General features: G+C 70.2%; 23 protein-coding genes, 1 tRNA gene and 1 pseudogene. 14 read left to right on the forward strand and 11 right to left on the reverse strand.

What is annotated here, in order from left to right; genetic code table 11:
* Positions 1 to 3 precede the first annotated feature (3 nt).
* From DJ81_RS07455 to DJ81_RS07480, 6 genes are all read left to right on the forward strand, one after another.
* The gene (locus DJ81_RS07455; RefSeq protein ID WP_094589160.1) at positions 4 to 2586 is read left to right on the forward strand and encodes a GAF domain-containing protein; all 2583 of its coding nucleotides are present in this window, start codon (positions 4 to 6) and stop codon (positions 2584 to 2586) included.
* Positions 2587 to 2740: 154 nt separating this feature from the next.
* Positions 2741 to 3058 (forward strand): ArsR family transcriptional regulator, encoded by a 318-nt coding sequence (locus tag DJ81_RS07460; protein WP_094524223.1) that lies wholly within the window; start codon positions 2741 to 2743, stop codon positions 3056 to 3058.
* 113 nt (positions 3059 to 3171) lie between these two features.
* A complete protein-coding gene (deoC, locus tag DJ81_RS07465) occupies positions 3172 to 3843 on the forward strand; it encodes a deoxyribose-phosphate aldolase (protein WP_094526037.1) in 672 nt (223 codons plus the stop codon).
* A 111-nt stretch (positions 3844 to 3954) separates the two neighbouring features.
* Positions 3955 to 4362, forward strand: coding sequence for a DUF2267 domain-containing protein (locus tag DJ81_RS07470; RefSeq protein ID WP_094524226.1), 408 nt, complete (start codon positions 3955 to 3957; stop codon positions 4360 to 4362).
* Positions 4363 to 4439: 77 nt separating this feature from the next.
* Positions 4440 to 4523: transfer RNA gene (locus DJ81_RS07475), tRNA-Ser, on the forward strand.
* A gap of 162 nt (positions 4524 to 4685) precedes the next feature.
* Positions 4686 to 5993, forward strand: coding sequence for a tRNA (N(6)-L-threonylcarbamoyladenosine(37)-C(2))-methylthiotransferase (locus tag DJ81_RS07480; RefSeq protein ID WP_094557703.1), 1308 nt, complete (start codon positions 4686 to 4688; stop codon positions 5991 to 5993).
* Here DJ81_RS07480 and DJ81_RS07485 read toward each other — a convergent pair.
* The 3 genes and pseudogenes from DJ81_RS07485 to DJ81_RS07495 form a co-directional block, all read right to left on the reverse strand.
* A pseudogene (locus tag DJ81_RS07485) lies at positions 5942 to 6549 on the reverse strand (trimeric intracellular cation channel family protein). The gene DJ81_RS07480 and the pseudogene DJ81_RS07485 overlap by 52 nt on opposite strands.
* A gap of 169 nt (positions 6550 to 6718) precedes the next feature.
* The gene (locus DJ81_RS07490; protein WP_141212550.1) at positions 6719 to 6961 is read right to left on the reverse strand and encodes a hypothetical protein; all 243 of its coding nucleotides are present in this window, start codon (positions 6959 to 6961) and stop codon (positions 6719 to 6721) included.
* Positions 6962 to 7165: 204 nt separating this feature from the next.
* Positions 7166 to 9235 carry a long-chain fatty acid--CoA ligase gene (locus tag DJ81_RS07495; protein ID WP_094589162.1) on the reverse strand — a complete coding sequence of 690 codons (2070 nt, stop codon included), beginning with the start codon at positions 9233 to 9235 and terminating at the stop codon, positions 7166 to 7168.
* Positions 9236 to 9340: 105 nt separating this feature from the next.
* Here DJ81_RS07495 and DJ81_RS07500 point away from each other — a divergent pair, with 105 nt between their 5' ends.
* Complete coding sequence (locus DJ81_RS07500; protein WP_094589164.1) at positions 9341 to 11254, forward strand: helicase C-terminal domain-containing protein; 1914 nt, start codon at positions 9341 to 9343, stop codon at positions 11252 to 11254.
* Positions 11255 to 11571: 317 nt separating this feature from the next.
* Complete coding sequence (locus DJ81_RS07505) at positions 11572 to 11763, forward strand: UPF0175 family protein (RefSeq protein ID WP_094524231.1); 192 nt, start codon at positions 11572 to 11574, stop codon at positions 11761 to 11763.
* 146 nt (positions 11764 to 11909) lie between these two features.
* On the opposite strand, the gene DJ81_RS07510 is transcribed toward DJ81_RS07505, so the two are convergent.
* Positions 11910 to 13016 carry a 60S ribosomal export protein NMD3 gene (locus DJ81_RS07510; protein WP_094526033.1) on the reverse strand — a complete coding sequence of 369 codons (1107 nt, stop codon included), beginning with the start codon at positions 13014 to 13016 and terminating at the stop codon, positions 11910 to 11912.
* 146 nt (positions 13017 to 13162) lie between these two features.
* On the opposite strand from DJ81_RS07510, the gene DJ81_RS07515 reads away from it, so the two are divergent.
* Entirely contained in the window at positions 13163 to 13516 is a 354-nt protein-coding gene (locus tag DJ81_RS07515; RefSeq protein WP_094524233.1) for a DNA-binding protein, read from the forward strand.
* Entirely contained in the window at positions 13517 to 14110 is a 594-nt protein-coding gene (locus DJ81_RS07520; protein WP_094526031.1) for an asparagine synthase-related protein, read from the forward strand.
* A 47-nt stretch (positions 14111 to 14157) separates the two neighbouring features.
* Here the strand turns inward: DJ81_RS07520 and DJ81_RS07525 are convergent, their stop codons facing one another.
* The 4 genes from DJ81_RS07525 to DJ81_RS07540 form a co-directional block, all read right to left on the reverse strand.
* Positions 14158 to 15132: a carbohydrate kinase family protein gene (locus tag DJ81_RS07525; RefSeq protein WP_094589166.1), complete on the reverse strand. Its 975-nt coding sequence runs from the start codon at positions 15130 to 15132 to the stop codon at positions 14158 to 14160.
* Positions 15133 to 15183: 51 nt separating this feature from the next.
* Complete coding sequence (locus DJ81_RS07530; protein WP_094589168.1) at positions 15184 to 16485, reverse strand: DHH family phosphoesterase; 1302 nt, start codon at positions 16483 to 16485, stop codon at positions 15184 to 15186.
* 136 nt (positions 16486 to 16621) lie between these two features.
* Complete coding sequence (locus DJ81_RS07535; RefSeq protein WP_094524237.1) at positions 16622 to 17086, reverse strand: universal stress protein; 465 nt, start codon at positions 17084 to 17086, stop codon at positions 16622 to 16624.
* Positions 17087 to 17690: 604 nt separating this feature from the next.
* Entirely contained in the window at positions 17691 to 19301 is a 1611-nt protein-coding gene (locus DJ81_RS07540; RefSeq protein ID WP_094526028.1) for a heme-binding protein, read from the reverse strand.
* Between the two features lie 139 nt (positions 19302 to 19440).
* Here DJ81_RS07540 and DJ81_RS07545 point away from each other — a divergent pair, with 139 nt between their 5' ends.
* Both DJ81_RS07545 and DJ81_RS07550 read left to right on the forward strand, forming a co-directional pair.
* Entirely contained in the window at positions 19441 to 20637 is a 1197-nt protein-coding gene (locus tag DJ81_RS07545; protein WP_094557698.1) for a UbiA family prenyltransferase, read from the forward strand.
* A 91-nt stretch (positions 20638 to 20728) separates the two neighbouring features.
* Positions 20729 to 21304, forward strand: a complete 576-nt coding sequence (locus DJ81_RS07550) for a PadR family transcriptional regulator (protein ID WP_094526026.1) — start codon at positions 20729 to 20731, stop codon at positions 21302 to 21304.
* Between the two features lie 42 nt (positions 21305 to 21346).
* On the opposite strand, the gene DJ81_RS07555 is transcribed toward DJ81_RS07550, so the two are convergent.
* Complete coding sequence (locus DJ81_RS07555; RefSeq protein WP_170938270.1) at positions 21347 to 22162, reverse strand: SDR family oxidoreductase; 816 nt, start codon at positions 22160 to 22162, stop codon at positions 21347 to 21349.
* A 121-nt stretch (positions 22163 to 22283) separates the two neighbouring features.
* Here DJ81_RS07555 and DJ81_RS07560 point away from each other — a divergent pair, with 121 nt between their 5' ends.
* The gene (locus DJ81_RS07560; protein WP_094526025.1) at positions 22284 to 22490 is read left to right on the forward strand and encodes a hypothetical protein; all 207 of its coding nucleotides are present in this window, start codon (positions 22284 to 22286) and stop codon (positions 22488 to 22490) included.
* A gap of 123 nt (positions 22491 to 22613) precedes the next feature.
* Here DJ81_RS07560 and DJ81_RS07565 read toward each other — a convergent pair whose 3' ends face one another.
* Positions 22614 to 22850, reverse strand: coding sequence for a hypothetical protein (locus DJ81_RS07565; RefSeq protein ID WP_094526024.1), 237 nt, complete (start codon positions 22848 to 22850; stop codon positions 22614 to 22616).
* Between the two features lie 135 nt (positions 22851 to 22985).
* A complete protein-coding gene (locus tag DJ81_RS07570) occupies positions 22986 to 23759 on the reverse strand; it encodes a GTP cyclohydrolase III (RefSeq protein ID WP_094526023.1) in 774 nt (257 codons plus the stop codon).
* Positions 23760 to 23939: 180 nt separating this feature from the next.
* Between DJ81_RS07570 and DJ81_RS07575 the strand changes: the two genes are divergently transcribed.
* Positions 23940 to 24719 carry an HAD-IIA family hydrolase gene (locus DJ81_RS07575; RefSeq protein WP_094589170.1) on the forward strand — a complete coding sequence of 260 codons (780 nt, stop codon included), beginning with the start codon at positions 23940 to 23942 and terminating at the stop codon, positions 24717 to 24719.
* Positions 24720 to 24943: the final 224 nt, after the last annotated feature.

Below are 24943 nucleotides of genomic sequence, written 5' to 3' on the forward strand. Positions count from 1 at the left end.
CCTATGGATACCGCTCCCGGGAACGACGGCGACGATCCCACCGCCGACGCCTTCCGCGGAGGGGAGCCGGCCGGCGGCGGGCCGCGACGGGTGCTCATCGTCGACGACGAGCCCGGCGCCGCGGACCTCGCGGCGACCCACGTCGAGCGACTGGTCGACGGGATCGAGACGGTGACGTACACCGCCCCGGACGACGCGCTCGCGGCGGTCGAGTCGGAGCGTATCGACTGCGTCGTCAGCGACTTCGACATGCCCGGCAGCGACGGGCTCGAACTGCTCACCGCGGTCCGCGAGGTCGATCCCGGGATCCCGTTCGTGCTGTTCACGGGGAAGGGGTCCGAAGAGATCGCCAGCGAGGCGATCTCCGCCGGGGTGACGGACTACCTCCAGAAGGGCGGCGGGAGAGACCGGTACGAGATGCTCGCGAACAGCGTCGCGAACGCGCTGGAACGGCGACAGGTCGAGCGGAACCTCCGGGAGGTGAACGCGAAGGTGACCGCGCTCCACCGGTTCGCGACGGAGGTCGCCGCCTGCGAGCGCGTCGACGAGGTGTTCGAACGGACCGTCGACGCCGCGGAGGGCATACTGGAGTTCGACCGGTGCGTCACGGCCCGCCGCCGCGGCGACACCCTCGTCCCCGCGGCGCTCTCGGAGAGCGTCACCGACGAGGAGGTCCGCTCGTTCGAGGTCGGCGAGGGGGTCGTCGGGACCACCGCCGCCGAGGAGCGGACGATGGTCGTCGACAACGTCAGCGTCGACCCCGCCGACCCGGACCAGCTGGAGGACCCGGAGAACTGCGACCCGCCGGGCGCCGGAGGAGCCGACGACCGCGAACGAGCCGACGATCACGGCCGGGCCGACGGCGCCGCGGTCGCCGACCCGGTCGCCGACGACATCCGCTCGGCGATCAGCGTCCCGATCGGTCCGTACGGCGTGTTGCAGGCCGTCTCTGACGGATACGCCGCGTTCGACGAGGGCGACGTCGAGTTCGCGGAGCTGCTGGCCGCCCACACCGCCGACGCGATCGAGCAGATCGAGACGGAGAACGCGCTGCGGGCCGAACGCGACCGACTGACGGCGCTGTTCGACGATCTCCCGCTGCCGGGAGTCAGAACGGTCGCGCTCGGCGGCGGCGAACGCCGTCTCGACGCCACGAACGAGGCGTTCGAGCGGACGTTCGGCTACTCGGCGGCCGACCACGGCTACCGCGAGATACGCGACGCCATCATCCCGGAGGGCGCCGCCCGGTTCGACCCCGAGACGGTCCTCGATCGGGACGGGACGCCGCGGCTCGAAGTGCGCCGCCGGTCGACCGACGGGCTCAGGGACTTCATCCTGCACGTGATTCCCGTGCGTCAGCACGACGAGACGGTCATCTACAGCGTCTACGCCGACATCGGCGAGCAGAAACGGGTCGAGCGGACCCTGCGGAACCTCCACGAGACGACCCGCGAGATGTTCCGCGGCGAGGACCGCGAGGAGATCGCGGCGCTCGCGGCGCGCGCGGCCATCGACATCCTGGAGTTCCCGAGCAGCGGGGTCCGCCTGTACGACCCCGAGAGCGGGACGCTGCTCCCCACGGCGATCAGCGAGGAGGCGACGGCGGCGCTCGGGGACCGCCCGGCGTTCGGCCCCGGCGACGGTCGCGTCTGGGAGGCGTTCGAGACGGGAGAACCGATCGTCGTCGGCGATCTCGACGCGGTCGACACCGCCGTCACCTACGGCGAGCACCGGAGCCTGCTCGTCGTCCCGCTCGGCGACCACGGCGTGATGCCGCTCGGCTCCCGCGAGCCGGACTTCTTCGACGACACGGCGATCCAGCTGGCGCGGGTGCTCGCGGCCAACGTCACCGTCGCGCTCGACGGGGCCGAGCGCACGGCGCAGCTGCGGAACCGCGACGCCGCGCTCCAGCGCGAGATCGACCGACTGGAGAAGTTCGCCGGGCTCGTCTCGCACGACCTCCGGAACCCGCTCAACGTCGCGGCCGGGCGGCTCGATCTCGCGCGGGGGCTCGTGGACGACGACGGCGCCCTCCACGAGCTCGACCGGATCGACGACGCTCACGAGCGGATGGAGGAACTCATTGACGACCTCCTCACGCTGGCGCGACAGGGCCGGACGGTCGACGAGTCGGAGCCGGTCTCGCTCGCCGAGGCGGCGGCAGAGGCGTGGCGCACCGTGGACACCCCCGCTGCGACGCTGGACGCGCCCGACGATGGGGTCGCGGTGGAGGCCGACCCGGAGCGCCTCCGGACGCTCTTAGAGAACCTGTTTACGAACAGCGTGGTGCACGGCACCGGTGGCAGTCGGGCGGAGCCCGACGACGTCGTCGAGCACGGCTCGACCGAGGCGGACCCCGGCGTCACCGTCACATTCGGCGGGCTCTCGGACGGGTTCTACGTCGCCGACGACGGCGCGGGATTCGACGTCGACCCCGACGAGGCGATCGAGTACGGCGTCTCGAGCGACCCGCACGGGACCGGCTTCGGACTCGCGATCGTCCGCGAGATCGCGGCCGCGCACGGGTGGACGGTCTCTATCGACGACGACGACGGGGCGCGGTTCGAGTTCCGTACGCGCGAGTAGAGGCGGACGAATCGAAGAGCGCCCCGCCGGCGACCGGACACGCTCTCGTTCCGTCGCGCCCGCGCGCTCATAATATATAAATCAATGGGGAGCTGTGCGACGGTGATACACACCCGAGCCACGGTTATGCACGGCTCGCCCGTATACGCTTTATATGGACGACAGTGCCCGCGAGCTGCTCGCGCCGCTCCCCCCGAGCGCCAAACTGGTCTACTACGTTCTCGACGAGGAGGGCCGGTTCGACCAGACCGGGCTCGCCGAGGAGACCCGCCTTTCGACCCGAACCGTCCGGTTCGCGGTCGAGAAGCTCACCGAGGTCGGACTCGTCGAGGAAGGCCTGTGTCCCCGCGACGCTCGTCGGTCGGTGTACGCGCCCGTCCCCGAGTCGGAGCGCTCGGGAGAGGCCGAGCCGGAGGCCGTCTCCGAGCCCGACGCCGAGACGCCCACGGCGACCGCGGTCGCCGAGGACTGAGACCGAGCGGCCGCACTCCCGCGTGCGTTCGTCGCTCCGCCGGAAAAACGGCGGCGGGTCGATGCGCTTCGAGCGGCCGACACACTTAGGCCCTCGGACGCGAGGGAGCAGACATGTCACTGGAGAACACACTGCGAGACGATCCGGGGCGGGTCGCGTCGATAATCGACCACACGAACGTCGACCCGACCGCGAGCGAGGCGGCGGTCCGGACCCTCTGTAACGAGGTCCTCGAATACGGATTCCGCTCGGCGGTCGTCGTTCCGTACCACGCGCCGCTCGCGAGCGAACTGCTCGGCGGGGAAGCCGACGTCGTCGCGGTGATCGGGTTCCCCTACGGGATACAGAACTCGGCGGCCAAACGGAGCGAGGTCGAAGCGCTCCGCGACCACGTCGACGAGTTCGACATGGTGATGAACAGGACCGCGTTCGCGAACGGCGATCACGACCTCGTCGTCGACGACGTCGAAGCGGTGAAGGACGCGGTCGGGGAGAAGACGCTGAAATGTATCATCGAGTCGCCGGCCTTGACGCCGCCCGAGATACGGCGGGCCGCCGAGCTCGTCGAGGCCGGCGGCGCCGACTTCGTCAAGACCGCCGTCGGATACGACGGGCCGACGGATCCAGCGGAGATCGCGGCGATCCGAGAGGCGGTCGCCCCGGAGACCGAAATAAAAGCGTCGGGCGGGATATCGACCTTCGACGAAGCCCTCGAAATGGTGGCCGCAGGTGCGACCCGGATCGGCGCCTCCTCGGGCGTGGCGATCTACGAGACGACGCAGTAGTGCGGCGGGAGCCGGTCGGAGGCCCCGCCGACGAGAGCGGGCCGGTCGTTCGTTTCCAGACGGTGAGAACCTTCTGCCCTATTGACATTCCCTCGGCGAGTACGCTCACGCATGAACTTCGACGAATTCACCGGCGACGTACAGCACCGACTCGAACTGCCCGGGACGGGCGAGACGGTACGGGCCATCCGGGCGACGCTCATGACCCTCGGCGAGCGCCTCCCCGAGGGGAACGCGGCGGACCTCGCCGCGTCGCTTCCGATCGAGATCAAGTGGTACCTGACCGGCGCGGTCCACGAACACGGCCAGCGCTTCGACTGGCAGGAGTTCGTCGAGCGGGTGAGCGAGATCGAGCGAACGGACCCGGCCGACGCGGCTTATCACGCCCGGGTCATCGTGGACGTCGTTCGGTCGCAGGTCCCCGAATCGGACTTCCAACAGCTCCGGGACATGCTCCCCGAAAGCGGCGACTCCGAGGACTGGGGGAGCCTCTTCGAGCTCGTCGACGCCGAGAACTGAGGCGAGCCGGCCGGCGGGTCGACCGGTGACGCCCCCGTCCGCGCTCGCGGCCCGTTCTCCGATCGGAGCGGCCAACTGGTGGGATGACGGAGCGGACGAACGTGCCTGCTTGGAACGCAGGTGGCCGGAAGGCCTCGTGGGTTCGAATCCCACTCCCACCGTACGCCCGGTGCGCACGCCGCGCCGCGCACCCCCGGTTCGGGCTTCGAATTCCACTCCCGCCGCCTCCCGTTCGGGCTTCGAATTTCACTCCCACAGCCTCCGGCGCGCTCGGCTCCGATCCGTCGCGTTTTTGGCCGCGGGACCGGTAGTGAGCACACTCGATGGCGACGTATCACATCGAAACCTACGGCTGCAGTTCCAACCGGGGTGAGAGCCGGGAGATCGAGCGCGCGCTCCGCGACGGCGGTCACCGCCCGGCCGACGGGCCCGAGGACGCCGACGTCGCCATCCTCAACACCTGTACGGTCGTCGAGAAGACGGAACGGAACATGCTCCGCCGCGCCGAGGAGCTCCAAGAGACGACCGCCGACCTCGTCGTCACCGGCTGCATGGCGCTCGCGCAGGGCGAGACGTTCGAGGAGGCCGGCATCGACGCCGAGATCCTCCACTGGGACGAGGTGCCGACGTACGCGCTCAACGGCGAGTGCCCGACGACCACGCCGGACGCCGATCCGGTCCTGGACGGCGTCGTCGGCCTCCTCCCCATCGCGCGCGGTTGTATGAGCAACTGCTCGTACTGCATCACGAAGTTCGCGACCGGCCGGGTCGACTCCCCGTCGGTCGAGGAGAACGTCGAGAAGGCCCGAGCGCTGGTCCACGCCGGCGCGAAGGAGATTCGCGTCACGGGACAGGACACCGGCGTCTACGGTTGGGATAACGGCGAGCGCAAGCTCCCGGAGCTGCTCGACCGCATCTGCGACATCGACGGCGAGTTCCGCGTCCGGCTCGGGATGGCGAACCCCGGCGGCATCCACGGGATCCACGAGGAGCTCGCGGAGGTGTTCGCCGAGAACGAGGAGCTGTACGACTTCATCCACGCGCCGGTCCAGTCCGGCTCCGACGAGGTGCTCGAAGAGATGCGCCGGCAGCACCGGGTCGACAAGTTCCGCGAGGTCGTCGAGACGTTCGACGACCGGCTCGACCACTGGACGCTCTCGACCGACTTCATCGTCGGCTTCCCCACGGAGACGGAGGCCGACCACGAGCTGTCGATGGACCTCCTCGCCGAGGTCCGCCCCGAGAAGATCAACGTCACCCGCTTCTCGAAGCGCCCCGGCACGGACGCCGCCGAGATGAAGGGGCTCGGCGGGACCCTCAAGAAGGAGCGCTCGAAGGCGATGTCGGCGCTGAAGATGGACGTCGTCGGCGAGGCGTACGAGTCGATGGTGGGCGAAGCGTTCGAGGTGCTCGTCGTCGAGGAGGGGACCGGCGACTCGGTGAAGTGCCGCGACTCCGCGTACCGCCAGATCATCGTGCAGAGCGCGACCGAGCGCGGCGTCGAAGTCGGGGACTTCCTGACGGTCGAGGTGACCGGCCACAACACCGTCTACGCGTTCGGCGAGCCGACCGACGAGGGTCACCGCATCGACGGCTCCAGGTCGCCGGCTGTGGGAAGCTCCCAGCCGTAGGCGACGGCCGCGAGCCGCGTGATGACGGTGACGGCCGCACAGAGCGCCGCGGCGGTGCTTCCGACGAACCCGACGGTTCCGGCGACGACGTAAGCCAGCCCGCCCAACACGGCACAGTTGGCGTAGAAGTCCTCGAAGAGGATGAACGGCGCGCGGTCGAGCAGCAGGTCGGCGAACGCGCCGCCGCCGACCGCGTTTATCATCGCGACCGCGACGACGCCGAACGCGGAGACGCCCGCGTCGGTGGCGACGATCGCCCCCGTCGTGGCGAACGCGGCGAGCCCGATCGCGTCCGAAACGATCGTGATCGGGTGGGTGTCCGGCGCGGCGAGCACGATCCGCACCCCATCGCCAGAGCGACGCCGAACAGTCCGAGCGCGATCTCGACCGGCGACTGGAGCGCCAGCGGCGTTCGCAACACGAGGAGGTCCCGCGTCGCCCCGCCGGCGAACGCCATCGCCAGCCCGACGATGGTGATCCCGAACAGGTCGAACTCCTCGCGGATCGCCTTCGTCGACCCGACGAGCGCGAACGCGACGAGCCCGATCGTGTTCATCACCGCGAAGGGGTCGCTGAACAGCGCTACGAGGAGTCCCCGCCTCACTGGCGGGTGCCCCGCGAGCCGAACGCTTGAATCTGCCGTCGACGGATCCGACGGCCGGGGGGACGCGCCGGCGTCGGCGTCGTCTCCGCTCGCGCCGTCGGATCCCGCCCTCGCGGGGGCGTCAGCTCTCGACCACGTTCACGTCGATCCGCGTCGGCACCAGGTCGGCGTCGAGCGACCGGGCGACGTACCACAGGACGGCCCCGATCGCGGGGAGGACGAAGACGGTCGTCGTGAACGCCGCGGAGACGAGATCGCCCTGGGCGTAGTGCATCCGACCGACCCGCGACCAGAACAGCGACCAACCGGCGAGGACGAGGCCCGCAAACAGCGTGGTCGCCACCCCGACGACGCGGGTCGTCACTGTCGACACGGTGCGCCGGATCGAATCGACGGTTTTTCGTATCGCAGGCATCATCGGCGCGGTAGCGGTTTGAGCCTTTTGAAAGTGTGATAAATTTAGGTATGTATACTAAGAATAAACTATAGAATTGATGCGAAAAACTTGCTCGCTGACGGGACGAACGGCTCGGAACCGCGGGCGTTCACGCCCGAGGCGGTCGGATACCTACGCGTCGGCGTAGATCAGCTCGACCTCGTCGGCGAAGCGGTCCAAGATGTTGCGCCGCTTCTTTTTCATCGTCGGCGTGAGCAGGTCGTTCTCCTCGGAGAACTCCTCCTCGACGAGCCGGAACTGCTTGATCCGCTCGTACGGCTCGAACTCCTCGTTCACGCGGTCGACCTCCGCTTGGATCCGCTCGCGGACCCGGTCGTCCCGGCAGACCGCACTGCGCGCGTGGGGCAGATCGATCCCGCGCGTGTCCGCCCACGACTCCACTTTCTCGAAGTTCGGGACGATGAGCGCCGAGACGAACTTCCGCCCGTCGCCGAGCACGACGCACTGCTCGACGAACTCGTTCGCGGCGAACCGGTCCTCGATCGGACCCGGCGCGACGTTCTTTCCGGTCGAGAGCACGAGCAGCTGCTTCGCGCGTTCGCGGAAGGCGACGTACCCGTCCGGCCGGAGCTGGACGATGTCTCCGGTGCGGAACCACGGCTCGTCCGGGTCGCCGTCGCGCTCCTCGGGAGGCGTCCCGGCCACGACGACGTCCTCGGGGAGCCGGTCCGGTTCGGTGAACGCCTCAACGGTCGCGTCCGGGCGGTTCCAGTAGCCGTCGGTCACCTGCGGGCCGCGAACGAGCAGTTCGCCCACGTCGCCCGCCAGACCGGCGACCTCTTCGCCGACGACCGTGCCGTCGATCGCGATCTCGGTGTCGACGACCGGCGGACCGATGGTGCCGACCTTCGGCTCCTCCGGCGGGTTCACGCTGATCACCGGCGACGTCTCCGTGAGCCCGTACCCCTCCAGGATCGGGAGGTCCATCGCGTGGTACAGCGCGCACAGCTCGGCCGACAGCGACCCGCCGCCGGAGATGAAGAAGTCGATGTTACCGCCGATCGCCTCTCGGACCGACGAGAAGACGAGCCGGTCGGCGACCGCGCGCTTCGCGTCGAGCAGGGCGCCGGGATTGTCGGCCTCGTGGTGGGACCGACCCACGTCGACCGCCCACTCGAAGATCCGCTCTTTCACCGGCGACTCACCGGCCTGATCGCGGATCGCGTCGTACAGCTTCTCGTAGACGCGTGGGACGCTCGTGGTCGTCGTCGGCCGCACGAGCCCGAAGTCGTCGCGGAGCGTGTCCGGGCTCTCGGCGTACGCGACCGTCGCGCCCGCCGCGAACATCATGTAGTGGCCCGCCATGCGCTCGAAGACGTGCGCGAGCGGGAGGAAGGACAGCGTCGTCGACTCGGCCGATATCCCCGGCGCGTCGGGGTCGCGGTCCGGTCGGTCCGCGAAGCGGCGGTAACACTGCGAGACGTTGTCCCGGAAGTTCGCGTGGGTGAGCCGGACCCCTTTCGGCTTCCCCGTCGTCCCGGAGGTGTAGATGAGGCTGGCGAGGTCGCCGACGCCGGTCGCGTCGAGCCACCCCTCATAGGCGTCGGGGTCGAACGCGTCGGCGCCCAGCGCGTGGAGCTCGCCGAGGGTGTACACGTCGTCGGCGGAGAGGGCGGGACCGTCGCCGTCGCCCCCGGTGTCGCCGCCGAAGTCGAGCTCGGCCGCGTCCACGTCATCGAACGAGACGATCGCGTCGAGGTCCCGCGAGAGGTCGTCGGCGACGGCGAGCAATTCGTCCAAGAGGTCGCGGTTCTCGACGACGGCGACCGTCGCGCCGGGGTCCTCCAGCAGGTACCGCACTTGGTCCGGCGAGGAGGAGGCGTAGACGGTCGTCACCACTCCGCCCGCGGCCAGCGCGGCGAAGTCCGTCTGCGCCCACTCCATCCGCGTCTCCGCGTAGAGGGCGACGCGGGTGTCGTCGTCGACCCCGAGTTCGCGGAACCCCGCGGCGAGGCGCCGAACGACGTCGCGCATCTCGGCGTAGGTGACGCCGGCGTACTCGCCGTCGGGCGCGGGCGGGAGGACGCCCTCCGTCACCAGCGACCGGTCGTATATCCCGCCCTTGTACCGCTGGGCGGTCCGGTCGGCGTTGCGCTCGGCGGACCGCTCGAAGGTTCGCGGGAGCGTCTCCCGAGCCACGACGTCGTCCGCGAACTCCCGTTCCGCCTCCTGCCAGTGCATACCCCCTTCGACCCGCCCGAACGATATAAACGATTGGGTAGTTTTGAGTTCACTCGACCGGTCGGAACGCGAGGGTTTAATCCCGGGAGGGAGCGAGGGACCCCTGTGGACCCCGACCGGATCCCCGCCGAGTTCCCCGCCCCGAGCTTCCGCGGCGCGCAGGAGCGGGCCCTCTCCGACATCCGCGACGCGTTCGCCGCCGGCAACGAGGTCGTCCTCGTGCGCGCGCCGACGGGCAGCGGGAAGTCGCTGCTCGCGCGGGCGGTGATGGGCGCGGCGGCGACGGTGGACGAGACGGCGCCGAGCGAGGCGACGGGCGCCTACTACACCACCCCGCAGGTGTCGCAGATCGACGACGTCGAGGCGGACGACTTACTCGACGACATAGCGGTGATCCGCGGGAAATCGAACTACGACTGCATCCTCCCCGGCGAGCACGACACGCCTGTCAACCGCGCTCCCTGCGTCCGGCAGCAGGGGTTCGACTGCTCCGTGAAACACCGGTGTCCGTACTTCTCGGACCGCGCGATCGCTTCGGGTAACCGGTACGCCGCGATGACGTTAGCGTACTTCATGCGCACCGCGGGCTCCGAGGTGTTCCGCAAGCGCGACGTCGTCGTGATCGACGAGGCGCACGGGCTCGCCGAGTGGGCGGAGATGTACGCGACGATCGAGCTCTCGCCCGAGCGCGTCCCCGTCTGGGACGACGTGCGCGTCCCGGACGTGGAGGCCGACGCCGGCCCCGAGGAGGACGCGCTCGACCGCACCGCCCGCTTCGTCGCCTCCCTTCGCGACGTCGCGAAGCGCGCGAAAGACGAGCTGACGGGCCGGGCCGAACTCGACCGCGAGGAGGTCGCGCGCCGCGACCGCCTCCAGGAGCTGAGTAGCGAGCTGGGTTGGTTCCTCGAGGACTACCGCGACCTCGACTCGCCGACGACGTGGGTCGTCGACCAGTCCGGCGGGGAGGGCTCGCCGCTCGCGATCAAGCCGCTGGACCCCGCCCGCTACCTCCGGCACACCGTGTGGGACCGCGGGAACCGGTTCGCGCTCCTCTCCGCCACCATCCTCTCGAAGGAGGCGTTCTGCCGCGGTATCGGCCTCGACCCGTCGAACGTCGCGCTCGTCGACGTCGAACACACCTTCCCGCTGGAGCACCGCCCGCTGTACGACGTGACGCGCGGGTCGATGACCTACGAGCACCGCGACGAGACGGTCCCGGAGATCGCCCGCCTGATCGTCCGGCTCATGGCCGAACACCCGAACGAGAAGGGGCTGATCCACGCGCACTCGTACGACATCGCCGGGCGGATCACCGAGCTGCTGGGCGAGTTCGGCGTCGCCGCGCGGGTCCGACGCCACGGCCGCGAGAATCGGGACGCGGAGCTCTCGGCGTGGAAGGCGAGCGACGACCCCGAGGTGTTCGTCTCGGTGAAGATGGAGGAGGCGCTGGACCTGAAAGGCGACCTCTGCCGCTGGCAGGTGGTGTGTAAGGCGCCGTACCGCAACACGAACGACTCCCGCGTCGCCCGCCGGCTCGCGGACGACCAGTGGGCGTGGTACCACCGGACCGCGCTGCGGACCGTGATCCAGGCGTGCGGTCGCGTCGTCCGCGCGCCCGACGACTACGGCGCGACGTACCTCGCGGACGACTCCCTGCTGGACCTCTTCGAGCGCGCGCAGGCCGACACCCCGCCGTGGTTCGGAGACCAGATCGACGCGATGACGACGCCCGACCTCTCCGACTTCGATCCCGCGGCCGCGCTCGCCGGGATCGACGCCGACCCCTCCGGACCGTCCCGTGCGAGGCGGAACCGGACGGTCGGTTCCGGCGGCGCGTCGGACCGCGGCGGCTCCGGCGCGGGCGGCTCAGGGAACGCCGCGGGCGACGCGGCCGACGCCGACGGGTCGGGCGGCGACACCGGGAGCGCCGGCGACGCGGGCGCGACGCGAACCCGCTCTGAGACCGACGCCGAGCGGCGAAGCGACCACCCGCTCTCCGACGTCTGGGGCGACGGCTGAGGCGGGAGCCGACGCTGCGACGAACCGCGGTCCGGGGCCGTACCGCGGTGTCGTCGGACCGCGCGACCGCCGCTTACAGCAGCGAGACGCCCCAGGCGGCCATGGAGCTCACCATGAGGAACGCGAAAAACAGCGCGAAGATCTGTTGTCTGTTCATACCTCCCCTGTGCCGCAGAGCGGCATAATTCCTGCGGGCCGCCCTCGGTAGTGATTATACGCCGCCGGACTGATCGAACGTCAATATATATCGTATAAGGTGTATCATGGCCCTCAATCAATTAGTAACCTTCATAAACCTACACGGGTCTACAGTAGGTATGGCAACGAAGGGCCTCTCGAGTGCGCTGACGCTGTACGGTGCGCGAACGTTGACACTCTCTCAGGCGGCCGCACAGGCGGGCCTCAGCGAGGCCGAGTTCGTCGAACAGCTCGAGCGCCGCGGCATCGACGTGACCGAGTCCGAGCGCGCAGCCGCTCTCGGAAACGAGTCGACCGCCCGCGCCGACTGAAGAATTCGACCGTTCGCGCCGACTGAACGCGCCAGCGCCCCTCCTTCCCGGCGGCGGAGTCTGTCTGCCGCCGTCTCCCCGTTCACCTCTCACACGCAGCGTCGCGCTCTTCGACGCCCGGTGTCAGTACTCGCCGCGGCGACGTCCTACTCCTCCGGGACGAGGTGCACGTCGCCCTCGTGTTCGAACGCCAGCACGCTGTCGGCGTCGTCGTCGACGAACTCGGGGTTCGGGACCGTCTTCGCCTCGTAGGTGACCGGGTCGAGCACCTGGATCGCGTTCTCGTCTTCCACCGTCACCACCGTCGTCTCCGCGGCGTCGCCGCGCGTTCCGAGGCGGGCCGCGTCCGGCGCCTCCGCGTCCTCGAACTCCGAGACGTACTGCTCGCCGGTCGCGAGCCGGACGCCCTGTAGCCGGCCGGAGACGCCCGTGACGAGCACGGGGCCGTCGCCGTCCTCCGGATCGATGACCTCGCCCTCGGCGTACCGGGGGAGCCGGACCGCGAACGTCACCCGGTACACCTCGTTGCCGTCGCCGTCCTCCGTGACGAGCGTCGGGTACGACTCGAAGCTCCCGCCGAGCGCGTCGGTGATCCGAGTCGCGACGTTCTGCGCGAGGCGGTTCGAGGAGAGCTTGACGTCCGGTCCGTCGTCGGTCTCTTTCACCTCCGTGATGAACGCCTCGCGGTCGCCGTCGGCCTCCTGGGCCGCGACGTACGACTCGGCGATGTCGAGCGCCTCGGCGCGCTCCTCCGGCGTCAGGTCGCGCTCGTCCGCGCGCACCTGCACGGTGCCGGCGTAGTAGCCGCCGGCGATCCGGCCGCAGCGGTCGCAGGTGCCCCGCGAGATCTTGACCGGAACGGTGACCTCCGCGGAGCGGAGCGTTCCGCGGACGACGCCCGAGAAGCGGCAGTGCATCCGGACGTTGTTCTCGTCGACCTGCTCGGGCTCGACGCCCCACTCGACGTCGGTCGCGTCGACGTGGACCCCGAGCGCCTCCGCGACCTCGTCGACGGCGACGTCGGTGTAGTCGCGCGCGCCGACGTCGCGCCACGACTCGCCGCGTCGGACCGCGCCGCAGCCGGAACAGACCAACACCTCGATCCGGTCGGGCGCGTCGACGAGATCGAAGTCCTCGAAGTAGCAGTCGTCACACAGCAGCGCGTCCCGCCCGCGCGGCTCGCCGGGGAGCGGCTCGCGCCGCTCCGGGACCGGATCGCCGCACCGCGGACAGAACTCCCGCGACTCGCTCATTGCAAGCCGCTACGCCGAGGAGGCGTTTAAGCGACGCGGACCGCCGGTGTCCCCCGACCGCCGCGGCCGTACGGGTCGTCCGGCGCCCGGCGATCGCCACCGCGGCCTCCGAAATCGTTTTTCGCGCGGACCGTGAAGGCCCTCGTATGAGCGAGAACCCCGACGACGAACGACTGGAGGAACTGCGAGAGAAGAAGATGGAGGAGCTCCGCGAGCGCCAGCAGGGCGGCGGCGGCGACGCCGAGGCCCAGCGCGAGGCCCAAGAGCGCGCCGACGCCCAGCAGGAGGCCGTCCTCAAGCAGTACCTGACCGACGGCGCGCGCCAGCGGCTCAACGCGGTCGAGATGTCGAAACCGGAGTTCGGCGAGAAGGTGAAACAGCAGGTCGCGGCGCTCGCCCAGAGCGGCCGGATTCAGGGACGTATCGACGAGGACCAGATGCGCGACCTCCTGAAGGAACTCCAGCCCGACCAGCAGAGCTTCGACATCCGGCGGCGATAGATGGAGCTCGCGCTCCTGTACAGCGGGGGGAAAGACTCCTCGCTCGCCGCCCACCTGCTCGACCGGTTCTACGATGTCCGTTGCGTCACCGGGAGCTTCGGGCTCACCGACGACTGGGAGCACGCCGAGCGGGCGGCCGCGGAGCTCGGGTTCCCCTTCGAACGCGTCGAGCTGGACCGCGCGGTCGCCGAGGAGGCGGCCGCGACGATGCTCGACGACGGCTACCCCCGCAACGGGATCCAGCGCGTCCACGAGCACGCCTTGGAGGCGATCGCGAGCCGCGACGTCGACGCGATCGCCGACGGTACCCGGCGGGACGACCGGGTGCCGACGGTCTCTCGCGCGCAGGCGCAGAGCCTGGAGGACCGCCACGGCGTCGACTACATCTCCCCGCTGTCCGGGTTCGGTCGCCACGCGGTCGACCGGCTCGTCGAGGAGACGTTCGACGTCCAGCAGGGACCGAGCGAGGAGGTGCCGAAGGCCGACTACGAGGACGAGCTCCGGACCCTCATCGCCGAGGACCACGGCGAGGCGACCGTCGACGAGGTGTTTCCGGACCACGACCAGACGTACGTCCACGGTCGGACCGATTAGCTCGGCGGCGAGTCGTCGCCGCCCGTCTGCCGACGCCGATCGAGCCCCTACCGCCGCTCGTCGAGGAACGACTCCACGCCCTCCCTCGAGGGGAGCGCCGTCATCCCGCCCCGTTCCCGGACCGAGAGCGCGGCCGTCGCGTTGGCGAACGCGACCGCGTCGTCGAGGTCGGGCGCGGCGGCCGCGTCGTCCGCGGCGAGCCGAGCGATCAGCCCGGCGGTGAACGCGTCGCCGGCGCCGGTGGCGTCGACGGCCTCGACCGCGAAGCCGCCGTGGCGGGCGGTCCGCTCTCCCCACGGCGCCGCCGCCGAGCTCGCGACGACCGCGCCCGACTCCCCGAGCGTGACGACGGCGGTGTGGGGGCCGAGCTCCAGCAGATCGCGCCCGAGCGCCTCGCCCTCCTTCGACGAGAGCCCCGTCGCCGCCACGTCCTCGTCGCTGGCGAAGACGACGTCGCTGTCGGCGACGATCTCGCGGACTGCGTCGACGACGCTCTCCCGCTCCCCGTCCAGGACGAGGTCCTCGCGGTAGTTGATGTCGAACGATACCGCGCAGTTGCGCTCGGCGGCGGCCGCGGCCAGTTCGCGCATCGCCGCCCTCCCGTCCGGGTGGGTCAGGGCGACGCCGCCGAGGTGGACCCACGAGACGGCGGCCACCTCGTCCGCCGGCACCGAACCGGGCTCGAAGCCGAACGCGACGTCCCGGGAGCCGTAGAAGCGGAACCGCCTCCCGTCGACGCCGGGCGGCGAGACGACCGCGAGCGTGGTGTTGCCGTCGGCCCGCTCGAACGCCGCCGTCGGCACCCCCTCGTCGACGAGCGTCTCGCGTAGGAGGTCACCGAACGGGTCGCCGCCGAGCCGCGTCCAGAACGCCGGCGCCGCGCCGAGCCGGGAGAGCCCGACCGCGACGTTGGCCGGCGCGCCGCCCGGTCGGTGAGAGAAGCCGTCGACGTCGCGGAGCGTCTCCCCCGGTCCGGGGAGGAAGTCGATCAGCGTTTCGCCGGCCACGAGGATCTCCGCCATGCGAGAGACGGGGCCGCCCGACGACATGAAAGTGGGCGGTTCTCCGACGCCCTACTTCCCGTTCTCCTCGCCCGTCTCCGCCGCCGCGACTTCCTCGGCGACCGCCTCGAACGCGGCGAGGATCACTCGCTTGCAGGCCTGCCCCTCGGTCGTCCAGTGCTGGGCGTAATCGAGCATGTCGTCGTAGATGTCCGGCTTGCAGCCGGCGGCCTGCGGGTGGCCGCCGCCGTTCACCCGCCCGGCGACCTCGTGAGCGTGCTGAAACTCCTCGGAGCCGCGGATCGACGCGGAGCCGGCTGGCTTGACGATCACCGCCGCGTCGGCGCCCGCCTCGCGGAGCGTCTCCGCGACCTCGTTCTGCGAGCACCGGCCGTACGTCACCGCGACGCTCCACTCGCCGACCTCGTGGGTGACCGCGCGGTCGACGGCGGCGTCGATCCGGGCCTCCTTCTCGACCCGGCGGTCGGCGACGAACGCCTCGACGGTCCCGGGGAGGTCGGCGCCGTACGCGCCCACGACCGTGGCGTACTCCTCGCTGCCGGCCCAGTAGGAGTAGTCGGCGAGGTCGTCCGAGCGCGGGTCCTCCTTGATCCAGAGGTCGTGGTCGCGCGTCACCGTCGCCAGCTCGGCCCACCGGTCGCCGAACGCGTGGTCGAGCGAGCGCAGCGCCACGTCGGCGGTGCACTCCTCGTCGGACTCGCCGATCACGAGGTCGACGCCGAGGTCCCGGACCGCCGCGGCCGTCTCCTCGTCCCACTGGTGGTGGTCGAACCACCGGACCGAGGCGGCCTCCTCCGCGAGCGCCTCCAGCGGCTCCGCGATCCACTCGTAGTCGTCGGGACAGAGGTCACAGACGAACAGGTCGACGTCGTCGTCGGCGTACGCGAGCACGCGTTCGAGCGAGGTGTCGAGCGAGTACGGTCCCGCCGCGACCAGCCCGACCGGCGACCGCGTGTGAGCGTCGTCGGTGGGGTCGTCGCTCTCGTCCTCCTCGTGCGTATCCCCCGCGAGCGCGTCGTCATCGCCGCGGTCCGCCGCTTCCTCGTCCTCGTCGTGGTCCGTCGCTTCCTCGTCCTCGTCGTCGTCGCCCTCCGCGAGCCGAGCCGCGATGGCCGCCTCGAAGTCGGCGACGTCGAGCGCGGCGTCGTACGCCTCGCGGACCATCGCCGCGCAGGCGAGCCCGTCGGCGTCGCCGTCGGCGATCACGACCGCCTCGCTCCCCTCGATCGCCTCCTTCGCTCGGCGCTCGGAGCGCTCCTCGTCCAGCGAGTCCGGGTAGAAGAAGCCCTTGCCGGGCAGCCGCGTGTACCGCGAGCGGGGTATCCCCGCCTCGTCGATGAGCTCGTCGTCCATACCGTCGAGCCGGGCGGGAGCGGGAAAACTCCGCCGTTCTCGGGGTGACCGCGCCCCGCCGTCTCGACCGCGTCCCGCCGTCTCGACCGCGCCACCTCGTCGCCTCACCGCCTCGCCGCCCCGCCGCGATCGGCCCTCAGACCGTCGTCCGGCGCGGGTCCTCGTCGGTGAGCTGGCGGACGGTGAGCACGGGGATCGGACAGGTCCGCACGACGCGCTCCGCGACGGAGCCGATCAGGAACCGGTTCTCCCCGTGGCGGCCGCGGGTGCCCATCGCGACGACGTCGGCGTCGACGTCGCGCGCGTATCCCGATATCTCCGCGGCCGGCCGCCCCTCGCGCACCTCGACCGTCACGTCCAGTTCGGGGTCGCGCTCCGCCGCGGCGGCGGTGACCTGTTCGAGCGCCGACTCGCCGTGGTCGTCGAGCGCGTCGCGGAGGTCGTCGCGGACCTCGTCGGGCGTGGACTCGACCTCGCCGCTGTCGACGACGTAGACGGCGTGGACTTCGGCGTCGAAGCGGGCGGCGACGTCGACGGCGACGTCGACGGCCCGACGCACGCTGTCGGAGCCGTCGGTCGCGACCACGATCGTGTCGAACATACGCCCTCGTTCGCCGAGCCGGTAGTTAAAAACAGGCGGTCGACTCCGGCACCACATCGATCGACACCGTGAGCGCAGCGACGGTACATTATATAAGCCACTGAACCGATGCGGCGGCGTGCCTCCGAGCGGTCGCCATCGGCGACCGCGAGGAGCCCGCGAGGGAGTCAGTCGTCCGGAGCGAAGCGGAGGACGACTGACGAGGCTGGGGAGGTGTGAGGCGCGGTTGCGGTGCCGTGCGGGTGGGACTCAAAGGGGCAGCCGGGAGGCGGGCGCAGGCGACGCAAGCACTGCAAGGAGCGAGTGCAACGAGCGACTGAAGCGCGCAGCGAGCGTGCGCCCGCCTCCCGGCTGGGGCTTCGGAGGTGGTGACCGCAACGTAGTCGGACACGTACCGCCTCCCGGCTGGGGCTTTGGAGGTGGTGACCGTCGATCCGTCAGCAACGACCTATAAATAAACGACGGGGACTTCGGAGGTAATCGTTCCGTTTTCAGGAGTCATTTATAAGTAATCATATAGAAATTAACCGACCGACAGCAACGAATTATAACCGGCCACCACTTGGGCGATCAATTATAAATCGCGATCCGCGCACCGCCTCGCTTACGCCAAGAAGACGTGCCGCGGCCGGTCGGCCAGCACCTCGCGGCCCCACTGGACCGTCTCGCGGAACTCGTCGGAGCCGAAGAACGTCATCGCGTCCTCCTTCGCCTCCCACTGGCTGGCGATGAACATGTCGTTCTCGTCCTCGACGTTGGTCATGAGGTCGGTCTCGACGTGGCCGTCCATCTCCGCGAGGATGTCGCCGACCTCGTCGAACGTGTCGCCGAACTCCTCGCGGTAGTCGGGCTTGACCGTGTAGAACATCCCCATCGTCCCGAATCCGGACTCCTCGCCGGCCCGGGCGACGACGTCCGGCAGCTCCGAGAGGAACCCGGCCGCGGTCTCGGCGGCGGAGGCCGTGTCCCAGATGGAGACGACCGCGGACCGGTCGGTGTGTCGGCCCTCGTACACCGCCGTCTTCACGTGCGTGCCGTAGTGGTCGAAGTTGCCGCGGAGCCCCTCGACCTCGTCGAACAGCGCCTCGACGTCGGCCTCGCTGTACAGCACGGTGGCGTACACGTCCTCGCCGTGCGGCTTCCCGGCGTAGATGTCGAGGTCGGCGAGCTCGCCGCGGATCTCCTCGTCGGAGACCTCGTCGCCCTCGCCGCTCGCCCCCTCCTCGCCGTGCGGATGGTCGCCCTCACCGCTCGCCTCCTCGTCGCCGTGCGGGTGGTCCCCGTGCGCTGAGCCGCCGCCCGCGCTCGCGTGGTCGTGGCCCCCGCCGCGGCCCCCGTGGCCCTCGTCGCCGTGGTGGTCGCCCTCGCCGTGAGCGCCGCCGCTTCCCCCTTCGCCGTGGGCGTGCCCCCGCTCGCCGTCCCCGCCGGCGTCGCCGGTCGGCACCGTTTCGCCCGCGAGGTACGCGCCGAGGTCGCCCGGCGGGAACCGCCGCCCGATGTAGAAGTCGCCGAACTCGCCGTAGCGCGAGGAGGCCGGATCGAAGCGCATCTCGTACACGATGTCCTTGATGTCAGTCGGGTCCGCCCCGAACAGCGTGACGCCCCACTCGTGGTCGTCGAGGCCGACCGAGGAGGCGATCACCTGCTTGATCTTCCCGGCGTACTCCTTGCCGACCTCGCCGTGGCCGGCCATGAGATCGGCGCGGTCCGAAAAGGAGAGGTCGTACCAGTTGTACTCCTCGCCGCGGCGCTTGCTCATCGGGTAGAAGCAGACGTACTCGTCGTCCGGGATCTCCGGCGTCAGCTTCCCCTCGATGTATCCGCGGAGGCCGGCGTCGACCTCCTCCGGCCCCTCCTCGAAGTACGCGTCGGAGACGTAGCCGGACACCTCGGTGACCGAGACGTACGAGGTGGTCCGTTCGGTAAACCGGGCGAGCGCGGTGTCCTCGAACCGGCGCTCGATCGACGAGAGGTCGTCGAGCGAGGGTCGGAAGTGGACGAACAGGAGGTCCGCCTTGTGCCCGAGCACGGAGAACAGGCCGGAGTCGCCCTCGTCGGCGTCGGCGACCAGCTCCCGGTGTTTCAGGAAGGCCTCGCCCTCCTCGATCGCCCGTCGTCGCTCCCGCTCGGGGGCGTCGCGCCACGCGTCCCAGTCGATGGACCGGAAGTCGTGCAGCGCGAACCACCCCTCCTCGGTCTGTGGTGCCTCGACCATACCCGTCGTTCGAGCGCCGGGACTTAGGAGTTTGCGAGTCGTCGTCGCCCCTCCCACGTCGAAGCCGTCTCAGCGAGTCGCTCGAGCGTAACTGTGAATCCCCCGACAAGATTAATCGTGATCAGCGCGTTGAGGGCGCATGGCCATCGCTCGGCACGATCGCGGGGTACGGGCGGACCTGCGGGCGTTGCTCTCGCAGGTCCATCCGGTGTTCATGTTGCCGCCGCTCGCGGCCTCGTGGTTCGGTGCGGCCGTCGCCGGCGAGTTCGGCCTCACGGTGGGCGCGGTCCACATGAGCGCGATCTTCTTCGCGGTGTACACGGCGCACGTGAAGGACGGCTACGTCGACTTCCACCGGCGCGGCGAGGACGACGACCACCCCATGACCGTCCGCGGCTGTCGGCTCTCACTCCTCGCGGCCGGCGTCGGCTTCGCCGCCTGTACGTTCGCACTCGGCGCGCTCGTCGGGCCGGGCGCCGCGCTCGTCACCCTCCCGACCTGGTTCATCGGGTATCTCCACGCGCCGCAGCTCGACACGAATCCGCTCACCACCACGCTGGGGTACCCGACCGGCATCGCGCTCGCGCTGCTCGGTGGGTTCTACGTCCAGACGACCGTGGTGACCGCGACGATACTCGGATTCGCGCTCGTCTTCCTCGTGACGCTCGCCGGGGTGAAGATCATCGACGACGAGCAGGACTACGCGTACGACCGGTCGATCGACAAGCGGACGGTCTCGGTGCTGCTCGGCCGACCGCGGGCCCGGACGCTGGCGTTCTCCCTGTTGATGACCGGGCTCATCGGCGTCCTCTGGGGCACGGTCGACGGGCTGTTCCCCCCGTCGGCGCCGGCCGCGGCGCTCGCCTTCGGCTCGGTGGCGGTGGTGGCCAGACCGGCCCGCCCGACGATCGCGACGATGCTCCTGATCCGCGGCGCCTATGTCTTCCTGGCGCTCCTGATCGTGGCCGTCTGGTTCCGGCCGCTGTCCGGCACCCCGCTTCCCGACATCACCGTGTTCGGACCGTACACGTACCTCGCCACCGAGGTCGTCTTCGGCGGGGCCGCGTTCGCCCTGCTCCGCTACGCCGGCGCGCTCCGTCGGTCGGCCCGGACGATCGCCGCCCTGTACCCGATCGCGTACCTCTGGGACTGGTACACGCTGGAGGTCGGCGTCTTCGAGGTCACGATGCGCACCGGGTACGACCTGTTCGGGATCCCGATCGAAGAGCACCTCTTCATGATCGTCGTGCCGGCGCTCGTCCTCGGCATTCACGAGACCATCCGGACGCTCTCGGTCGACTCAGACGAGTCGCCCCGGAGCGAGTCGCAGGCGTGAGCGCACTCGCGGTTCGACGGCCGGCCCGGGTCCGACGGCCGATTCCGGCCCGACCGAAACGCTTTCCGAGCCTCCCGGAAAGGGACTGACGATGCGGAAGAGCGGACCGCCGAAGGGACTGATCTCGTATCTCGTGTTGGAGCTGCTCGACGAGCGGCCCCGGTACGGATACGAGCTGCTCGGCGAGATAACCGAGATCAGCGGCGGCCACTGGGAGCCGTCGTACGGCTCCGTCTATCCGATCCTCTACAAGTTCGAGGAGGAGGGCCTCGCCGAGCGCGTCGAGCGCGCCGACGAGCCGGACCGGAAGTACTTCGGGCTCACGGACGCGGGCCGCGACGAACTGGCCGAGAAGCGGAGCGAGATCGGCGGGGAGGCGAAGGAGTTCGGGGACGTCGTCCTCGGCTTCTACCACCTCTACTCGGCGCTCGCCACCGACGACCGGTTCGAGGTCGACGACGCCGACGGCGACTGGGAGTACTCCGAGCGCTACAGCGCGTGGATCGTCGAGCAGACGATCCGTCACCACGAGCGCGACTTCGGCGAGTTCGAGCGGATCGACGCCGCGCCGGAGGAGTTCCACGCGGCGAGCGCCACCGAGGGCGGCGACGAGGAAGAGAACGGCGAGAGCGACGCGGCACCCGACGGCGTCGACCGGGACGACTGACCGGATCGCGGGGCGCCTGCTACGTCGCCGCCGCGGTCGCGGCTACCGGTCGATGAGCCGTCCGAGGACGCCGCCGGGGAGCCCGGCGCGGACCAGGCGGTCGTACAGCCGGTCGGGGAGCAGCGCGGCCGCCCGCGGGAGCCAGCGCGCGCGGCGGCTCACCCGGTAGACGGTCCGCGGTCGGTCGGTCGTGGCCGCGACGACGACGCGCTCGACGGCGGTCTCGACGTCGGTCGCGACGGGCGAGTACCCTTCGAACGCCCGGTAGGCGTCGGCGTACGGGCCCTCGGGGTCAGCCTCCGCGCTCCGCTCTGCGAGCCCCGCGGCGGCGCGCTCGTTGAACCCGGTCGGGACCGGGCCGGGCTCGACGAACGCGACCGTCGCGCCGTGGGGCTCGATCTCCCGGCGGAGGGCGTCGGCGTACCCGCGGAGGCCGGCCTTCGCGGCGCTGTAGGCGCCGTGGTACGGCAGGGCCGTCGACCCGACCATCGACCCGACGACGACGATCCGACCGTCGCGGTCGCGGATCGACGGGAGCGCGGCCCGGACGACGGTGTGGACCGCGGTCAGGTTCGTGTCGAGCTGCCGGCGGAACGAGTCGACGGTGGTGTCCTCGACCGCCGCGATCTCGTACCCGCCGACGCAGGAGACGACCCGGTCGAGTTCGCGGCCGGCGAGGAGTTCCTCGACCGCGTCGCCGTCGCGTAGGTCGAGGGCGTGCGTCTCCGCGTCTTCGGGGAGGGAGGCCAGCCCGTCGGCGTCGCGGTCGATCCCGATCACGTCGTGGTCGGCGGCCGCGAGCGTTCCGACGACGCCGCCGCCGATCCCGCCGGCCGCCCCGGTCACGAGGACGCGCATGGAACCCGGTAGCGCCCGGGGGCTGGTGACGCTGGCGGTTCGGACCGCGGCCGGAGGCCGGAGCGAAGCGGCCGGGACCGCTCCCGAAGGCATATATCGTCGACCCGTGATTACCGGACGTATGTCCACCGACGAACCGTCCGTCCCGATCGTCTGCACCGAGTGCGAGACGGAGACGAGCGTCCCCCTCTCCGACGTGGCGGACGCGCTCGCAAAACACAACGACGGGAAACACGACGGCGACGAGGTGGCGGAGGTCGACCCGGCGCTGAAAGACCGGCTCGCGGACCTCGTCGCCGAGGACCTCGGACTCCTCGACGAGGCGTGACGGTGAGAAGGCGGCCGCGGACAGCCGACGGGCGGCCGTCGTCGACCGCGGTCGACCGACCGTTTCGATCCCGGTAATCGGAGTCGGTCGCCGGTGTCGGCGGTGCGCCGGACCCCGACCCGCTCAGTCGTTCCTCGCGAGCGCGCCCTTCGGGTGCCCCTTGTGCTGGAGGTTCCGGTTGTCGCGCTTCCGCGTCGCCGTCGCCGGGATGACCGTGTCGGCGTCGACCTCGCTCCGCGGTCGCCCGGTGTAGCCGTGGTCGGGGTGTTCGGCGCAGTGGGCCATCGCGTCGTGGGATCCCTCCCACGGCCCCTCGTCGCAGCCGTCCGCCGTGCAGACGAACACTATCTCATCAGACATGTTGACGAAGGCTTCCCCGCCGTCATATATAAAACTGGAGCTAGAGTTATCAGCGTAGATAACGGGCACCGAAACAGATGCCTATCCGGCCCCGCGACGGACGTCGGTCTGGGCATCGGGGCCCGAGACCGGGACTCAGTCGCCGGCGGCGGGGGCACCGAACAGCTCGACGCTCGTCCCGTCGTGGCGGCAGTCCTCTAGCGCGTGTTTGGCGGCGAACCCCGCCTCGTGAGCGGTGGCGCCCCGACCGACGCCGACCTGCAGCTCCACTTCCACGTCGTCTTTGACGTGCGCGACCGCTTCGGCGAACGCGCGCTCGGGGAGATCAGGGCAGACGGAGATGATGTTGTCGCCCCCGACGAAGAAGGAGAGCGCCCCGTGTTGCTCCCGGAGATACCGCATGAGAGACGCGTACGCCCGTTCGATGTTGATGAACGTGTCGAACTCGTTGAGTCGATCGGTGTACTTCCCGGTCGCGTTAACGACGTCGAAATGCGCGACCTGAAGGTCCGATACCGTCGTCTCCGTGAGGTACTCGCCGGCGAGCACCTCGGTCCGGGCCTTGTCTTGGGCGCTCCCTTCGTGCTGGAGCTGCTGGTTCGCGGCCTCCAAGGCGTCGACCGGTCGTTCGTCGACCGCGGTGCCGAGGCTGATGCTAACCGGGTACCGGTTCCCGATCGACTCTTGGAGGGCCGCGTGGGCCGCGTCGTCCACGCCGTTCGTCACGGCGATCATGTTGTCGAAGCGCGTGAAGAAGACGTACGCGTCGCGGTGGCCGACGAACTGGGCGATGTCGGCGAACAACCGCGACTGGAGCGTCTGGAGGTCCATCTCCCGCCGCGGCTCCGGTGTCGTCGTCCACGGGCCGTAGTTGTCGATCTGGACGAGGGTCACCTGGGTCGTCGTCACAGTAAACACCGATTGGGAGTCCTGCCGCTTTACGCTTCCGTTATCCCGAAGCTGAAACCCGTATCGCATCTGGGAAGACGCGCGTTCTCGGTCGACCGCGGAACCGGTCTCGGAACCGCCACGTCCTCACAGCCACCGCGCCCCCGCAACCACTACGGCCGTGGCGCCCCGATGATGGACATGGCATTCAGCGGCGCCGTCCTCGACGTGGACGGCACGGTCGTGCGAGGCAACGATCCGATCCCGGGCGCCCCGGCCGGCTACCGTCGGCTCCGGGAGGCCGGGATTGAGACGCTGTTCGTCTCGAACAACCCGACGAAGACGCCGCCGGCGTACGTCGATCGGCTCGGCGCCGCGGGGTACGACGTCGATGTCGACAGCGTGTTCACGGCCGGAACCGTGACGACGCGGTTCCTGCGGCAGCACCACGCCGACGACGAACTGCTGTGTATCGGCGACCCCGGGCTGTTCGATCAGTTCGAGGACGCGGGGCTCTCGATGACGGACGACGTCGACGCCGCCGACGCGCTCGTCGCCTCGATCGACCGCGGGTTCGACTACGAGGACCTCTGTACCGCGCTGTGGACGCTGGAGCGCGGCGTCCCCTTCATCGGCACCGACCCCGACGTGGTCATCCCGGCCCCCGAGCGCGACGTGCCCGGCTCCGGCGCGGTGATCAACGCGATCGCCTCCGTCGCCGAGCGCGAGCCCGACGTCGTCCTCGGCAAGCCGTCGGACCCCGCGATCGAGATGGTCCGTGAGCGCCTCCCGTACCCGCCCGAGGAGTGTCTCGTCGTCGGCGACCGCCTGAACACGGACATCGCGCTCGGCGAGCGCGCGGGGATGACGACCGTGCTCGTCAGGTCCGGCGTAACCGACGACGACCGGATCGCCGCCGCCGACGTCACCCCCGACTACGTGCTCGACGACCTCGGCGAGATCGACCGAGTCCTCGACTGAACGCACCCGTCTCGCCCCCGCGTCAGTACTTCCGCTCCGTGGGTAACGTTTATACGAATCAGTCGCTTCTCCATGCGTATGAGTGGCGTTGACACGCACGAGGGAGCGACCGGAGACGACGAGGAGGACCCGGAGCGACCCGTACGCGTGATCGAAGGGCACGCGGTCCAGTTCAACGAGTACCGGTACTGACCGGGGGCGCGGGGGAGCGAGGCGAACAGCGC

Source organism: Halorubrum sp. Hd13, assembly GCF_002252755.1.
Lineage (GTDB): Archaea > Halobacteriota > Halobacteria > Halobacteriales > Haloferacaceae > Halorubrum.